Raw genomic sequence first — 15943 nt, 5'->3', positions numbered from 1 at the left:
ACGGGAGATTCCTAATGTCTACGATCGTATTACCAAAAGAGATAAAGACCGCACACGGCGAGCACGCACATCACCACGAGCTCAGCTTCTGGCGAAAGTACATTTTCTCGCTCGATCATAAGGTGATCGGTATCCAGTTCTTGTTCTCGAGCTGCTTCTTCCTGCTCGTCGGCGGCTTGCTGGCGCTGGTCGTTCGCTTGCAGCTTGGCTGGCCGGACCATCAGGGGTGGTTTTACCTGATGATGGCAAAGTTCTTCCACGCCATCTTCGGAGACAAGATGATCGCGGGCACGATCATCCTTCCGGAGTTCTATAATGCGGCGTTCACGATGCATGCGACGTTCATGATCTTCTTCGCGGTCATGCCGTTTCTCATGGGCACCTTCGCGAACTTCCTGATCCCGTTGCAGATCGGCGCCGGCGATATGGCATTCCCGAAGCTCAACATGGCTTCGTTCTGGGTGTCGCTACTTTCCGGTGCGATTATGCTTTGCGCGTTCATCGTCCCCGGCGGTGCAGCCGGCGGCGGCTGGACGAGCTACCCGACGCTTTCGGCAATTCCCGAACTCTCCGGCGTGACGTGGGGACAGAACTTGTGGCTCATCAGCTTGCTGCTCAGCGGTGTTGCATCGCTGATGGGGGCGATCAACTACATCACGACAATCGTGAACATGCGCGCCCCGGGTATGTCGTGGCTTCGTATGCCGCTTCCGGTATGGGCGATGTTCGTGACCGCAATCCTGTTGCTCCTAGCGGTGCCAGTGCTCGCAGCCGCACTCGTGCTGTTGCTCTTCGATCGCACGCTCGGAACGAGCTTCTTTATTCCGCACGGTGTTCTTGTTGCAGGTTCACCGCTGACCGGCCATACTGGCGGCGGACAGGTACTGCTGTGGCAGCACTTGTTCTGGTTCTTCGGTCACCCCGAAGTGTATATCATGATCTTGCCGGCGATGGGTCTGACGTCCGAGATTCTCTCGGTCTTTGCCCGAAAGCCGATCTTCGGATATAAGGCCATGGTGCTCTCGATCTGCGGTATCGCATTTCTCGGCTTCATCGTGTGGGGTCACCACATGTTCCAGTCGGGCATGAATCCGCTGCTTGGGACGACGTTCATGATCTCGACGATGGCCATCGCCATTCCGTCGGCGATCAAGACATTCAACTGGCTCGGCACGCTCTGGGGCGGTAATTTCAAGTTCACCACCGCATTCTTGTTTGCCATCGGCTTCGTGTCGATGTTTGCAATCGGCGGACTCTCGGGTATCTTCATGGCATCGTCGCCGGTCGATATCTTCATCCACGATACGTACTTCATCGTCGGGCACATTCACTACGTGCTCTTCGGCGGTTCGATCATGGCGATCTTCGGTGGTATCTACTACTGGTTCCCGAAGATGTTCGGTCGTATGATGAACGAGAAAATCGGCAAGCTCCACTTCTGGTTGCTGTTCCTCTCGTTTAACGGTGTATTCTTCCCGATGCACATTCTCGGCGTCAATGGCATGATGCGTCGTATCTACGACTACACGCAGTATGAACACCTTGCACACTTGCAGCCGCTGAATGCGTTTATGTCGGTATGTGCGTTCATTCTCGGGTTGTCGGTATTGATCTTCCTCTTCAATCTGTTCTACAGCATTTTCCGTGGCCCGAAGGCTCCGGTAAATCCGTGGAATGCGAACACACTCGAGTGGACGGTTGCATACCCGATCCCGCACGGCAACTTCGCCGAAATGCCGCACGTGTTCCGCGGTCCCTACGAGTACAGCGCTCCGGATTGTCCGGAGGGTCAGGACTTCTATCCGCAGAATGTCCCGCCGCCAGGCTGGGGACCGACCGACTCGAAGGCACACTAACGTGAGTCTAGCACGAATCGTATGCAAGGGCGGCCCGAAAGGCCGCCCTTTTGCTTTGGTGCGTATCTTCGCAACATGATCACACGCAGAGACCTTCTCAAAGGCATTGGGGTCGGCGTTGCTGCCGCCAACATGCCCGCTCCTTCTTCCGCAGCCGTAGAATCCGCCACAGCGACGAATATCCCGATCGTCGTTAGCACCTGGAATTTCGGAATGGCGGCAAACGCTGAGGCATGGAAAATATTATCGAGCGGCGGCTACGCACTCGATGCGGTCGAGGCGGGTGCGAAGGTGCCGGAAGCCGACCCGAAGAATCAGAGCGTCGGGCTGGGCGGATTACCAGATCGCGATGGCATCGTCAGCCTCGATGCTTGTGTGATGGACGAGAAGGGCAATGCAGGGGCTGTCTTCGATCTCGAAGAGATCGTGCACGCCGTGTCGGTTGCTCGTCGCGTGATGGAGCATTCGCCGCACGTCAACCTTGCCGGTCCGGGAGCGTTGCAATTCGCGCTTACCGAAGGATTAAAAAAAGAAAACCTCCTTACAGATGCGTCGCGTGCAGCATGGGAGAAGTGGAAGGCCGAGCATCACTACATGCCTCACGATTACGTCAAGAATCACGATACCATCGGTATCCTCGCGATCGATTCGCAACAACGCATGTGCGGCGCATGCACGACTAGTGGCCTCGCATGGAAGTATCACGGCCGTGTCGGTGATTCGCCGATCGTAGGGGCGGGGCTGTTCGTCGATAGCGATGTCGGCGCAGCCTGCTCTACGGGGAAGGGTGAAGCAGTGGTGAAGATCGTCGGTTCGCACACTGTCGTCGAAATGATGCGCCGCGGCGCGTCGCCGACCGACGCATGCGAAGAAGCGATCAAACGCATCGCGAAAAAGCAGCCGGATTACAAGGAATTTCAGGTAGCATTTCTCGCCATCAACAAGGCGGGCGAGGCTGGTGCCTTCGCAATCCAGAAGGGATTTCAATACGCCATCGCCACGCCGGACGAGGCGAAGTTGGTGGATGGGATGAGCCTATTGGGATAGACACACCTACACGGCCTGCCGATAATCGGTCGTTCTTGAAACAGACGGCATTCTCGCGTGTCCTCAAATAGATGTAATCTCACGTTGTGTTGCAACGCTTATTCTTGCGCAGCCCATTACCTATTTCTCGAGGATGAATACACGCAGATTGTTTGTATATGTGTTCGGATCGTTTCTGGCAATCGTTATCATAGTATTCACCGCCCAAGCCTCCGAGGCACAGGATAGTTCGGCAAGTGTGAAGTCGCTCTATGGCGTAATGATCGGCGACCCGCTCGGTATCTCCATGAAGTTTCACCTCAACTCGATGCATTCGGTCATCGTGGATTTCGGACCGGATTATTTCGGTTCGCCGCGGTTGCAAGTGGATTATCTTTGGCACTTCGACACATTTCGTTCAACGACGGTGAAGTCCTATCTTGGACCCGGGCTTGCAGTGGCATTTGCGAAAGGGTCGAACATGTTCTACAGTCACGAACCAAAGACGGAGATCTTCAAAGATATCGAGGACAAACATTTTGGTGTCGGTGGCCGCGCGATTTTCGGTCTGGATTATCTCCCAAACGCTTCAGGGATCGAATATTTTGTCGAACTTGGCCCGATGGTGGCGATGACGAAAATCTTCGATCTTGACGTCGATGGTGCCATCGGGGCACGCGTACACCTGTAAACTCACTCCCCGATAATCTTCGCCAACTCCTTATGCGTGATCGTCAGGGCGACTTCGTGGTCGATGATGCCGAGTTCGAGTAATCGATTCACCGCTACTTCTTTTGTCTTTGCTTCGATCTCGGTGATGGAGTCCGTTTTGAAAAGATGCTTCAGCCAACGGGTGCCTTTTTGAATGTGGGTGCGTTCGTCAGCGTTGACGTAATCGAAGAGCATACCTGAAATATCGCCGCGTTTGTAGCCGGCTTTGGACTGACGCGCAACCTCCTGCACGATATTGGCCTCGCCGAAGAGATTGATCTCAGCCAGAGAATACTCCGGCGGGAGTTTCGTGCGGACCTTGATGCCGAGCAATCGGTTTGCCAGATCGTACGGATCGTGACCAAGTTTCTCTAAGGCCTTGTGCCCAAGCTCGGTGTGGCGAACCTCGTCGTAAACGATGCGTGCGATGTCGTAATCGAAATCGAAGGGGACATTGTGAATCTCATAGAGCACGTTACAGAAGGTTTCGATGGCATCGAGTTCGTCGCGTTGGGAACGGATGAGGTCGAGCTGGGTCTCGTCGTACTCGGACTCATATTCCAACTTGCCTTCGTCGGCTTTGCGATATTCGTAGGTGTGTTCGAACGTCGTGAACCGTGGATCGCGGGTAGCGACGAACGATCGCTCGAATAGATCCTTGCCCTCGCTGCGCAGTGTCGAAGGTCGGTCGCCCCGATCGGCAACACCGGTAATCCCGCCGATCGACGCGAGCGTCTGCTCGACGTGCAGTTGCGAAAAGACTATGTTCGCGCCGTCGTAGCCTCCGTCGATATATGCTTGCAGCGCCGCCTGACCCCAGAGATACATTTCCGTATAATCACCGAGAATACGCTTGAGGACGCGAACGGTCGGTGCATCGGCAACCTGATCGGTCGATACGAGATGCGTCTGGTATGCCGTCATGAGCTGCGGCAGCAGCACGCCGTACGTCCCGGCCAGGAAGTGAGCGGGCGATTCGGCATACAATAGTTCGGTGAAGAACGACTCGATCTCGTCGTCACGATACTCATCGATTGCTTCGCGGCTGATACGAAGTTCGGTGACACGGGTACGGATCGCATCGGCAGCCTCGACATGATAGTACATGTGACGGCCGTATTCGATCTTCACCTCGAACTCCGGTGTCCCCATGGACCATCCGGCAAGCGCGCGCGTGAGCAGGCGCTCGAAGTAGAAATAGCGCTGCAACAGACGGGCGTTCTCTTCGACGGTATATGCCCCGCCGATCTGGCGAGGGTCGCTCGGAAAACGGTAGCGTTCGAGCGGTTTTCCGCTGCCCAAGAGGTCCTTGGAGCCCGTCCACATCGTGTCGTTGACTTCGTCGTTGTTCATGGTTGTGTCCTTGTAGTCAGAAACTTTCTACTTCAGGGTAGAATTCCACTACAAGCAATATTCATCAAACTCGCCGGCGATTGCGTCTCTGGGGCCTGCACATCCTCGATTGGTCGATCATTCTGCTCTACGTTGCAGCACTGGTGTATATCGGGCGGCTTACACGCAGACGGATCAAGTCAACCGGCGATTTTTTTCAAGGCGGTCGCAGCTTCGGCAAGGTGCTGACGACGTTTCTGAATTTCGGTAACATGGTCAGCGCCGACCAAGCCGCCGGCGTCACACGCGAGATCTACCGTCAGGGTCTTTCCGGTGTGTGGTTTCAGAATCTCGTGCTCTTCATCACTCCGTTCTATTGGTTCAGCGCCGTGCTGCAACGCCGTGCACGCTATGTAGCACCAGGCGATATCTACGAGCATCGTTTCGAGTCGAAATTCTTGTCCGGGCTCTTCGCAATCTATTTACTGTTGTCGGCAATCTATGGGTCGTCGCTTGGGTATCTCATCACGGGCAAGACAATGCAGGCGGTGATGATCAAGCCTGCATCGGAATACACCGAGCATGAGAAGCAACAGGTTGCGATGTTCTCGGAGATGAAGCAACTCGAGGTGCGCGAGACGAATGCGCAGCTCGATAGCAAATCGAAGGTTCGACTCGCATACTTGCACGAACTCTCGAAGAAGGGTGAGATCGTCTCAAGCATCTCGTATCTCAACCTTGTCACGTTCTATCTGATCTACGGTTGCATCACAGCAGCATACGTGATCATGGGTGGGCTGTTCGCCGCTGCGTTCACCGATGTCTTGCAGGGCATCATGATCTTTTTCCTTTCGACCGCACTCATCCCCGTGGGACTCAGCGTGCTCGGCGGCTTCGAGGGGCTGCATCGCAAAGTACCGGACGCGATATTCGACCTCTTCGGCTCGGGGGCAGGGAGTAACTACACGTGGTACTTCGTCATGACGATGGTGCTGGTGAACCTTGTCGGACTCGCGCCGCGCAACTTCACCGTCGGCGGCAGCGCGAAGGATGATTCTGCGGCACGCATCGGGATGGTCAGCGGCGCATTCGCGAAGCGTTTTCTCATCATCGGCTGGGCCTTGACCGGGATGATCGCCGTCGCAATCTACGGCGGGCAGCTTTCGGATGCAACTTTCATCTGGGGCACAATGACGAACGACTTGCTCGGTGTCGGCTTCGTTGGTCTGATGATCGCAAGCGTGCTGGCCGCGAACATGGCTTCGAAAGCAGGGTCGAGCCTTGAATGGTCGGCCGCATTCACGAAGAATATCCTGCTCCCGCTCAAACCACAGACAACAGAAAAGACTCAGTTGCTCGTCGGTCGCATTGTCATTTTCCTCGTGCTCATCGGCGGCATCGGCTTTGCGTATGTCGTTGATGACATTTTTGTCGTCTTCAAGTATGTGCTCGCCATCGGTACGGTCATCGGCCCGTCGATATGGCTCGTGTATTTCTGGCGCAGGCTCACGACGAAGGCAGTGGTAGCGCAAATGTGTCTTTCGCTATTGGTGACGGTCGCACTGCCGAACGTCATGCCGCTTCTCCCATCGGTGCGTGGCGACAGTGCAATGATGGCTGAGACCACCCGCAAGCAGGAGACGCATCTAGTTCGCGCGAAAGAACAAGATGTCCGAGACGGCGCGGCGAAGCAAGTGGGCGAACAGATTTCGAAGACGGTCGAGATCGCACCGTCTGCGATCTTCTTCGAGAAGATCGAGCGGAAAAACCCAGCCGATCCGAACTCTACGAAGATTGGCGTCGGTACGTTTAAAGCCGAGCTGTGGCTCCTCTCGCTCGTTGGCTTCGACTTTACGAACTATTCGAAGGCCGGTCTCGATACAGCAGGGTTCGCCTTCGATATCATCTTCCCGTTCGTGATCCTCTGTATCGTCAGTCTGCTGACAAAGCCGAACAGCGAACGAGTGCTCACGGAATTCTACGCGCGCGTTCATACGCCGGCGCTCGCAGATGCCGCGCGTGATGCGAGCGAGGTGGAGCGCAGGATCGCCGATCCGTCGCTCATCGACGCGGACAAACTCTTCCCCCACACCAACTGGGAGTTCTGGAAACCAACGCGCGAAGACATCGTTGGCTTCGTCGCTTCCTGCGCGGGTGTGGGGCTGATCATTGTGCTCTACATTTGGATCATGAACATCGGTTCGTGACGTAATTTTGCGGACAGTGAACGCCGAGCAACGACTCCACCCGGATAGCCAGACCACGCTCCCCGAGACCGACCACTTTTTCGTGGGCTCAGGGAAGCTTTCGGCGTGCATCCAGTGGTCGCGCGATCCGGGTGCAACACCACTTGGCGTTATTCTCCAACAGCCCGAACACTTTACCCGCAAGTGGGGCAGCTATCTCTTTCATCCCGAGTATGGGCTCGAGCGGACGATGATCTCAGTCACCATTGACGGAGTCACGTATCACGCTACCGGGAGTGATCTCTGCGTGTCGCGCAGCGAGCACGACGGTGTCCCGAACATCCTTGCGACCTGGAAGGCGGGGGAGCACGAGGTCATCGAGAGTTTCCATTGTCCCGCCGGTGCGAGTGTGATGGTGCGCTGGATCTGCGTGCGTGGTGCTGCGGGGAAGGATGTGAAGATCGAAACGGCGCTCTATGCGAATCCAGTGATCTTCTCTCAGTTCGGCTCGCGGCCGAACGTACTCTACGCGGCCGGACATGCATTGCTTTACATCGCTTCGAAGCAACCGGCGAGCATCAACGAGCGGTTCATGATGATAGAGCCGGAGCTTGCGTTCGGTGGCGATGTCGAAGCTCATGTGGTTTATGCCGTCGGGAATGTAACTACGGTCGAGATCGAAACACTTTGGAAGGCAGAGCGCGAGTATTGGCAAAGCACATCTTCCGTTCATACTATAACAACAGAGCGTGAGATTATCGCAAAGCATTTCACCGCGAGCGCACAAGGGCTCCGCGCAGTGGTTGCCGAGAGCGGCCGCTTCGATTCGTCCGTGTGGCAATACGGCATGGAGTGGGGACGCGATGCATCACGCGTCGCTCAGGCACTGGTATACAGCGGTCAGTTCGAGCGTGCGAAGGCAGTGCTCACCAATATCCTCACCAATCTTTCGAACGACGAAGGTCAGGTTGCAGAGGCAAGCCGCTTCCGTGGCGGGATGAACTCGGAGCTTGATTCGAACGGCTTTGTGCTCGAAGCAGTCGCCACCTATCTCGATTGGACGAACGATACTGCATTCGTCACTGACCACTGGCCTCGTATCAAAGCCATCGCCGACCACCTGCTGCGCCCTGAGTTTCTTGACCACGACACCGGCATGCTTATCAGCGCCCGAGATATCTGGGAGCGAATGGAGGCGATGGGCATCGAGCGCGGGTATGATGTTGCACACCAGAGTATGTGTATCGAGGGTTTTGATGGCATTGCACGCATCGCGAGGCAGCATGGTCACGGTGAGGATGCCACGCGTTGGTCGGATGCTGCCGCGAAGATGAGGCAGTCGTTTCTTTCGCATCCGACGCACAGCTTCGTTGCAGAGGGGCGGATCGTCAAGCGTCGAACTGCTTCGGGAAGTATTCAACACACGTTGAATGTCGATCGCAAGAAAGAGTCGTCCGATTACTTCGCGAAATTTGTACCGTCCGAGTTGCCACTTGGCACGGAAGGCGTACACCTCCTTGAGCCTGATGTAACGCAGCTCTTTCCTGTCCTTCTTGGTATTGTCGATGCGTCGAGCGAAGTCGCGCAGAACACGTTCAAGCTCGTCAGCACGTTGTGGTCGCAAGCCTGGGATGGCGGCGGAATCGGACGCTACGACATCAGCGGCGAACCCGATTCGCCCGGGCCGTGGTCGCTTGCGACGATCATGTATGCGCAGGCTGCGCTGCGATGCGGCGATGAAGCAGCGTTCATAAAGACCGTTGAGTGGCTCGCGAAGAAAGCAGGAGATGGCGGATCATGGTTCGAGTTCTATGGCGTTCGCCCAACGCCTCCGCTTCCTCCGGTCGGGATACTCCCGTGGTCATGGGCCGAGTGGATCATTCTGGTCATGCGTGATGTGCTTGGTGCGCGCGTTGTAGACGATGAGCTGATATGCACCCCCCGTCTGAGCGGTGTATCTGCGCGGCTACGATTCCGCGATTCCTTCGTCGAATGCGCCGCCTGATCGCTACAGTGACTTTCGCGATTCTTTTGTGCACTGCATTGCATGCGCAGACGCACACGCGTCTGTATGCATGCGCATTAGCAAATGACGATCCGTCTGCATTCATGGGCGGGAGCTCGATCGGCTCCGGACTCTGGACAAGCGACGACAGCGGCGCAACGTGGAAGCACATCGGCTGGAGCCACGTGAAGTGTTACTCCGTCTCCGTCGTCGATTCGAGTTTCGGCCAAACGCTCTACCTCGCTTGTGGCAATGGCTGTATGCGTTCGACGGATGCCGGGGAGCATTGGCGCATGCTTACCGATTGGCGAATTGCCGAAGTGATGGATGTCGCCATCGATCAACGGAGTCCCGGACATTTGACGATTGCCACCGCGACCGGCCTCTGGACAAGCAACGACAGCGGCGAGCACTGGAGCGAACTCGGGCCTCGCGAATTTCGAGAACATCTCTTCTATGATTCGAGCACCGGGAACATCACGGAGTTGAATGCGGTACGGCTGGCCGATGGTCGCCTTACGACACTCAGCGCGGAAGGTGGCGTCTATATTGGGGGCAAACTCATTGTTCGTCCGTTGCCAAAGCGTGGCGGCTTATGGTCTATTGCTGCGGTACCCCGCACGTTGTATGTTGGCGGCGAACGTGGTGTGTATCACGTCGATACGACGTATGCGGCACATCTTATTAGCCGCTCGCCACGCAATGCGCAGGCGATGGCCGCTGTCGGCAACGATCTGTTCGTTGGCTCGTTGTCGGGAGGCGTATGGAAGGTCGTCCCCGGTAAGCACGATGACGAGTTCGTGCTTCTCGGCTTGCCGACGTTGCAGGTCTGGTCCATTCACGCAGCGGAGGTACGGAAGTGAAGCGGAGGACACTCATCATGCTCGCGCTCCTATCGGTGCTCGCTGTGCGCTCGGCTCAGGCACAGCCGACATGGCACAATATCAAGCTGCTCGATCGCATCGCGCAAAAGGACTATCATCCGACGTTCTCTGCTGTCACCGCGAACCTCATCCTCGGCGAAAACCGGCCGCGAGCCTACGCGCAACTCGACACGCTGCTCTCGCGCGAGTACGGCGATATGTTCTGGATGTACGGTTGTGCCGGACTCTACTTCTCCTGCCGCGACGTGCTGCCGATTTCCTACAAAGCAAAGATCAGAGAGTGTTGGAAGCTCTTCACGCCGTATCGCGGCGACACCGAAAATCATTTCCTGATGTACTACGGATCGCTCTTGCTTATGAGCGAGGAGTGGGACTCGTTGCCTGCAAGTGAGTGGTTCATGGGCCGCTCATCCGTGGAGATCCATGCTGAAGCGAGGCAATGGCTCCTGCACTGGATCGAAGAGACGGTGAAGCAAGGCATGAGTGAGTTCGATTCTCCTCGATACCTGTATTACTACATCACGCCGCTCATCCTGCTTTCGGAATACGCTCGCGATGCGGAAGTGAAGCGTAAGTCGGAGATGATGCTTGAGTATCTTTTGGCGAACTACGCGGTAAAGTATCAGGAAGGCTCGTATGTTGGCGCGCACTCGCGCGAGTCGAACGAAGCGGCGCTCGTTTCGACGAACGCCGAGGTGCTTTCGTATGGCGAGTTCTTCTTCGAGGACTCCATAAAGCATTTGCTGCCCGATTTCGCATTCGCCGCCGCATGCAACTACCGAGTCCCGAGAGTGATCCGCGAGATCGCGCATGACGACGGAGGCTTCGAGTGCCGCGAGATCGTGCGCTCACGTCGACGCATTCGCTTCGAGACGCCCGCCGTAAAGTCCGTTCGCAAGTACACTTATGTGAATCGACACTATGCGCTCGGCTCGATCGAGAGCGGTATTGTTCAACCCATTCAACAGCGAAGTTGGTCGCTGACACTTCGCTCGAAGGAGCGGTTCAATGCTATTGTCGGTCTGCATCCGTATCATTCCACCAAAGAACTCGGTACGTTCTTCCCGGAGCCCGCGTCATTCGGCATGGAGAAGATCGAAGGAGTGAAGAACGGGTATACGAGCGAAGATAAGTGGGTGGGTGCGTCGCCGTATGAGAAGATCTGGCAGCGAAAGAATCAGCTTCGACTCACCTACGATGTTCCGAAGGACTATCCCGTCAAGCACGCCGATCTCTTCATCCCTGCTTGGGGAGTGATCGTCAGCGCCGACTCGACCGTCTGGCACGAACTCATCGTGCGATACGATTCAGTACTTGTCACGATCAATACCTCGAGCGATTACACGATCACCGATGCGCCGGGCGGATATCGGTTGCGAATGGATTTGCCGAAAGGGAAGGGCGGCTTCTGGATCTATGTGAGTGATAGTCCGAACGACGGCGGGATCGACGCGCGGATGTTCTCTGGTAAAGGGGAGTATGACACGGACGATCGCAAATGGCTGATCAACTCGCCCTCACTCCGCTCCGCCTACGGTTCGGGAATTGTAACGATGAAAAGCGGCGAGAGCGAACGCGTCCTCGATTTCGTGCAAGGCAAGACCTACGATAAGTGAACGTGCTCGTTCACCCATGCACTCACTTTTTCAAGTAGCGGTATCGTCATCTTGTGCCGGCCGGAGTATTCGAAGAACTCCGCCGCAAGGCCGTGGGCTGTGCAGAAATCATACGCATATCTCGATTCGCTCACCGGCAATACTTGGTCGTTCGTGCCATGCGAGATGAAGTAGTCGGGCATTGCATCAGGTACGGTCCAACTCTCCAACGGCCTTGGGAAGAAGCCGCTCATGGCGAGGATGCCTCGTGGTTTGAGGATACCGCGCATCGCGAGGATATGACTCATCGCTGCACCTTGCGAGAAGCCGCCGATCACGAGGCGGTCGTTCGTGACGCCGCGCTCGCCAAGCATCGAACGGATCTGCGCAGTCAGTCGCTCTTCGCTTTCGCGGAAGTGCGCTTCGGAGAACGACTCGAGCGGGTGATCGTAATCGTAGGGCAAGAACCACTCGAACTCCCCGCGCGGGCTCTCGTACGGTGCGCCGATGGAGATGATATGAAAGCGCGGATCGAGCAGTCCCTCGACCGAAAAGATCGTCTCGGCCCGAGCCGCGCGCCCGTGCAGCAACACCAGGACGGGCGCCGACTGCGCATCGCCGCTGCGCGGTGTGCGTTCGAGGTAGGGAAGTGTGTTTTGAGCCGCTGCCATCGTCGGAACTTGACTTATCGGGGAATTCGTTTAAGGCGCTCTCAACAACACCCGCAAGGGTTTTGTTGATACAATGGTGGCGGGGTAGCTCAGTTGGTTAGAGCGTCGGAATCATAATCCGTAGGTCGTGGGTTCAAGTCCCTCCCCCGCTACAACTTCTCTTTTTGTGAGTATATCTCACCGTAGGTCCTATAGTACTGTACGTTTAGGTTTGAAAGGTACCTCCACTCGCGAATCTACCAACCTGTGAAAAAATGTATTGAGCAAATAGCAAGTCAAGATATTTATGTTTTTTCTGCATAATATGAGTACTATATAGGTAGTCACTTCTGCAACCGTTTTCGTAGATTCGTGCGCTATTGCCTATTCACTGACATTGCTCATTCGCCTACAACAGGGTCCACATTGTACTGTTGCCGGTCGTCGAATGCTCAGCGAATAGCGGTAGATACTCATCATTCAACGGATACATCAACAGTAACAACATCCAATATGAAAACACAACGTGGTCATAACAGGAGGCTTCGGTCTCGATTCGTGCGGACAGCGATGTTCGTGCTTCTGTCCATGTCGATTAATACAATGCTTTCGCAAAAAAGCGAGGCACAATGGTTGATCAGCTCCGGAGGTAGCTGTAACATCGTTAACTTACAATTCCCAAGCGGAGGATTTGTGAGCATCGGTGCGACGACTCCGAGTTCGTACGTGCCGACGCACATGTTCGAAGTCTTCGGAACGACCTGGTTCGGAGGCAACTCGATCGTCAATAATGGTAACCTAACGTTGACGAACGGAAACCTGAGCGTCACCGGCAACGGCTCGTTCTTGCCGAACGGAGGCGTCGCATCGACACTGACTCTGTGGAACGCGGCCGGGACATTTTCAACCGGGTTCAAGTCCGTTGCAGGGTCCAACATCACGTACTCATTGCCTGCAAATGACGGAACAGCAGGCCAAGTGCTGACTACAAATGGCTCTGCTGGGTTGAACTGGTCGTCAGTTGGCGGTGGAAATGTCAACACGACGCTCTTCGGTACACCCACATACATCCCGAAGTGGACAACCCCGACGAACATCGAGAACAGCATTATGTATGAGAATGGCGGTTCGCAGATCGTCGTCGGTCCGACGGGCGGTTTCCTGCTCGGCGCGGAGGTACTGCAGGTCTCGGGAAGCGGACGCATCGGAAATATCTTTCCACCTGCCGGTGTGCCTACTCCCCCCGGCTTCGTAGGAGGGCAAGGAAACACGCTGAATTTCTCCGGTGTCGCCGGAACATTCGGTCTGCTTGGAGGCGCACCGACAAATGGTGAGAATACGGATCCGATCTTCATGAATCGGTCGAACAACGCCAACGACGTATCCGAACTGCGGGTGAGCGTCGGTGATAATCCGGAAGGACTGCCGGGACCGGCTCCGAATCTCGGAAATGGTGTCGACCAACTTACCGTTGGCGCAACGAACGGCGGTGTGTATTATCAACTGTTCTCGATGGAGAACTCGGGCCGCTTCTCGATCGGCTATAATGTTGCACACGCGAATGCGCTCGACGTTGGATACGCGACGATTCCGGGTACCGCTATCCCGGCTTCGCGCGCTAACGTAGCGATCGGCACAGCATACGCCGGCACCGCCGCGCCGCTCAACGGATTGATGGTGCAAGGCTTTGCGGGCTTTGGATCGAATGCGCCAGGAAATCAGGTCGAGATCAACTCGGGTGCCGGTGCGAGCGCGACGAGCGGACTCCGACTCTCCCAGTTCGCCGGTGCAGTTCCACTCACTACTCCGCTGGTGAACCCTGTAATGTTGTCGGTCAATACGGCGGGCGATGTCATTCTTTGCACGGCAGGCGGCGGTGGCGGCGTGACCGGCACGGGTGCCTCGCCACGGCTTGCAGTCTGGAATGGCGCGAGCAGTCTTACCAGCAGTATCTTATATGAAGATAATGCCAATAACCGTATCGGAGTTAATGTCGCATCACCGACGAGCACGGTATCGTTGAATTTCAATTCCGGTACAACCCCTGCTGCGCAAACGATCGGCGTAGAACGTACGACGACAGCTTCGGCGAACGGTACCCCGCTGACGATCACGTCGGGTGCAGCAGTATCCGGTGGTACGAATCTTGCCGGCGGCGATCTGACGCTCAGCGCCGGGACTTCTACCGGTACCGGTTCATCGAATATTGCATTCAACGTTGCTACAGCAGGCAGCAGTGGAACGACTGACCGCACGCCCGCGACGAAAATGTACCTGAGCGGGGCCGGGGCGCTTGGTCTTGGCACAACGTCACCTACAAAAGACGTATCCTTAGACGGCAATAGCAATCGAACCATGTGGCTGGAACGCAATTCGTCCTCTACTGGTAAAGATCTTACCATCCAAGCTGGGGGAGCAAAATCCTCGTCAAACCTAAATGGTGGGAATCTGTATTTGTCTGCTGGTATTTCGACCGGAAACGCTGCTGGTGCAGGCACCATCATATTCCAAACGCCAACCCCCGGTTCATCGGGGTCTTCAGATAATGCACCATCTTCCAAAATGGTCATCGATCCGAATGGGAAAGTTGGAATCGGTACAACAAGTCCCGGTTACACGTTGGATGTTTCGGGTGACTTGAACGTAACAGGCACGTGTTGGAATACATCCGGCTCATGGACTGTATCGGACAGACAATTCAAGAAGAATATTACCGACCTTACGGATCCGCTTGCGCAGGTGCTTAGACTGCGCGGTGTGCAGTACGATTTCAAGGTCGGCGAGGTCCCTGGATACCAGTTTACGACACGCCACCAGATCGGATATATTGCTCAAGAATTGGAGCAAGTAATTCCGGAAGCTGTCGCGATCAAAAAGGATGGTTATCGCGCGGTTGACTATCAGATGGTGATCCCGTACCTGAGTGAAGCGATAAAAGCACAGCAAAGTGAGATCGCTGCCAAGGACGCTCAAATTGCTGATCTCAGTGCGCGCCTTTCCAAACTTGAGGCAGCGGTATTTGCACTCTCAGCAAATGCAACCGCCAATAAGTCGAATAGTACAACTTCGGCGGGAGATCAGGTAGTATTCTATCAGAATAATCCGAACCCGTTCAGTAACGCAACGACAATCAGTTACCACTTACCGCAGAGCATTTCGAATGCCGAATTGCTTGTGTTGGCGGCAAATGGAGCGGAAGTTATGCGTGTGCCGCTTGCGGTTGCTGAAAACGGTACTGTGACTGTCAGTGCGGATAAACTGGCCGCTGGGCAGTACTTCTATACGATCATTGCGGATGGTATCCAGTCTCAGTCGAAAAAAATGACTGTGGTGAAATAAATTGACTATCCAAGTAACTGACGCTATTCGTACGCCGGTGTCCTCATTAAGAAGGATACCGGCGTATGTGTAGCATTTCAGACCGACGTGGTAGAAATAACATTAATTTTGATGTAATAAGAACAATGTTAAGAAACGCACTGTATATTAGTAGCTGGGGACAATGAAATAACGGCAATATGCGGAAATCGCTCATTCCATCTTTTGCGTATTGTGCCTTAATGTGTGCACTGGGTCTATTGCCGGGAAGCGAAGCATACGCTCAATCGCGATATCGGCTCGTATCCAAGTTGTCCAATTCTACTTCCCAGGTTTCCCTTTCAAATTCCGGTCTTGAGTTCATTCCGAACCTCGGTCAG

General features: G+C 55.3%; 10 protein-coding genes and 1 tRNA gene. 9 read left to right on the top strand and 2 right to left on the bottom strand.

The window, feature by feature from the left end; translation table 11 throughout:
* The first annotated feature begins 14 nt into the window (after window positions 1-14).
* The 3 genes from JSS75_02580 (at window position 15) to JSS75_02570 (ending at window position 3573) form a co-directional block, all read left to right on the top strand.
* Window positions 15-1856: a cbb3-type cytochrome c oxidase subunit I gene (locus tag JSS75_02580; GenBank protein MBS1902568.1), complete on the top strand. Its 1842-nt coding sequence runs from the start codon at window positions 15-17 to the stop codon at window positions 1854-1856.
* A gap of 75 nt (window positions 1857-1931) precedes the next feature.
* Entirely contained in the window at window positions 1932-2903 is a 972-nt protein-coding gene (locus JSS75_02575; GenBank protein MBS1902567.1) for a N(4)-(beta-N-acetylglucosaminyl)-L-asparaginase, read from the top strand.
* A 133-nt stretch (window positions 2904-3036) separates the two neighbouring features.
* Window positions 3037-3573 (top strand): hypothetical protein, encoded by a 537-nt coding sequence (locus JSS75_02570; protein ID MBS1902566.1) that lies wholly within the window; start codon window positions 3037-3039, stop codon window positions 3571-3573.
* Between the two features lie 2 nt (window positions 3574-3575).
* Here JSS75_02570 and JSS75_02565 read toward each other — a convergent pair whose 3' ends face one another.
* A complete protein-coding gene (locus JSS75_02565) occupies window positions 3576-4946 on the bottom strand; it encodes a DUF455 family protein (GenBank protein ID MBS1902565.1) in 1371 nt (456 codons plus the stop codon).
* An 80-nt stretch (window positions 4947-5026) separates the two neighbouring features.
* Between JSS75_02565 and JSS75_02560 the strand changes: the two genes are divergently transcribed.
* Genes JSS75_02560 through JSS75_02545 form a run of 4 tightly spaced genes read left to right on the top strand, consistent with a single transcriptional unit; the run spans window position 5027 to window position 11616 of the window.
* Entirely contained in the window at window positions 5027-7132 is a 2106-nt protein-coding gene (locus tag JSS75_02560; GenBank protein ID MBS1902564.1) for a sodium:solute symporter family protein, read from the top strand.
* 16 nt (window positions 7133-7148) lie between these two features.
* Window positions 7149-9116 carry a hypothetical protein gene (locus JSS75_02555; protein ID MBS1902563.1) on the top strand — a complete coding sequence of 656 codons (1968 nt, stop codon included), beginning with the start codon at window positions 7149-7151 and terminating at the stop codon, window positions 9114-9116.
* Window positions 9104-9979 (top strand): hypothetical protein, encoded by an 876-nt coding sequence (locus tag JSS75_02550; protein MBS1902562.1) that lies wholly within the window; start codon window positions 9104-9106, stop codon window positions 9977-9979. Before JSS75_02555 ends, JSS75_02550 begins: the two co-directional genes overlap by 13 nt.
* Window positions 9976-11616: a hypothetical protein gene (locus JSS75_02545; GenBank protein MBS1902561.1), complete on the top strand. Its 1641-nt coding sequence runs from the start codon at window positions 9976-9978 to the stop codon at window positions 11614-11616. The genes JSS75_02550 and JSS75_02545 overlap by 4 nt, the downstream gene beginning before the upstream one ends.
* Here JSS75_02545 and JSS75_02540 read toward each other — a convergent pair.
* Window positions 11604-12266 carry a hypothetical protein gene (locus JSS75_02540; protein MBS1902560.1) on the bottom strand — a complete coding sequence of 221 codons (663 nt, stop codon included), beginning with the start codon at window positions 12264-12266 and terminating at the stop codon, window positions 11604-11606. The genes JSS75_02545 and JSS75_02540 overlap by 13 nt on opposite strands.
* A gap of 78 nt (window positions 12267-12344) precedes the next feature.
* On the opposite strand from JSS75_02540, the gene JSS75_02535 reads away from it, so the two are divergent.
* Both JSS75_02535 and JSS75_02530 read left to right on the top strand, forming a co-directional pair.
* A tRNA-Met gene (locus tag JSS75_02535) sits at window positions 12345-12418 on the top strand.
* 340 nt (window positions 12419-12758) lie between these two features.
* Window positions 12759-15584 (top strand): tail fiber domain-containing protein, encoded by a 2826-nt coding sequence (locus JSS75_02530; protein MBS1902559.1) that lies wholly within the window; start codon window positions 12759-12761, stop codon window positions 15582-15584.
* Window positions 15585-15943: the final 359 nt, after the last annotated feature.

This window comes from Bacteroidota bacterium (genome assembly GCA_018266755.1).
Taxonomy (GTDB): domain Bacteria; phylum Bacteroidota; class Ignavibacteria; order Palsa-1295; family Palsa-1295; genus JAFDZW01.
Note: the sequence above shows the minus strand (reverse complement) of the source record. Positions and strands in the feature narration are given on the sequence as shown.

Coding starts and splice junctions, on each gene's coding strand:
- JSS75_02565 (MBS1902565.1), bottom strand. CDS start 4,946: ATGAACAACGACGAAGTCAACGACACGATGTGGACGGGCTCCAAGGAC.
- JSS75_02540 (MBS1902560.1), bottom strand. CDS start 12,266: ATGGCAGCGGCTCAAAACACACTTCCCTACCTCGAACGCACACCGCGC.
- JSS75_02570 (MBS1902566.1), top strand. CDS start 3,037: ATGAATACACGCAGATTGTTTGTATATGTGTTCGGATCGTTTCTGGCA.
- JSS75_02575 (MBS1902567.1), top strand. CDS start 1,932: ATGATCACACGCAGAGACCTTCTCAAAGGCATTGGGGTCGGCGTTGCT.
- JSS75_02550 (MBS1902562.1), top strand. CDS start 9,104: ATGCGCCGCCTGATCGCTACAGTGACTTTCGCGATTCTTTTGTGCACT.
- JSS75_02580 (MBS1902568.1), top strand. CDS start 15: ATGTCTACGATCGTATTACCAAAAGAGATAAAGACCGCACACGGCGAG.
- JSS75_02530 (MBS1902559.1), top strand. CDS start 12,759: ATGAAAACACAACGTGGTCATAACAGGAGGCTTCGGTCTCGATTCGTG.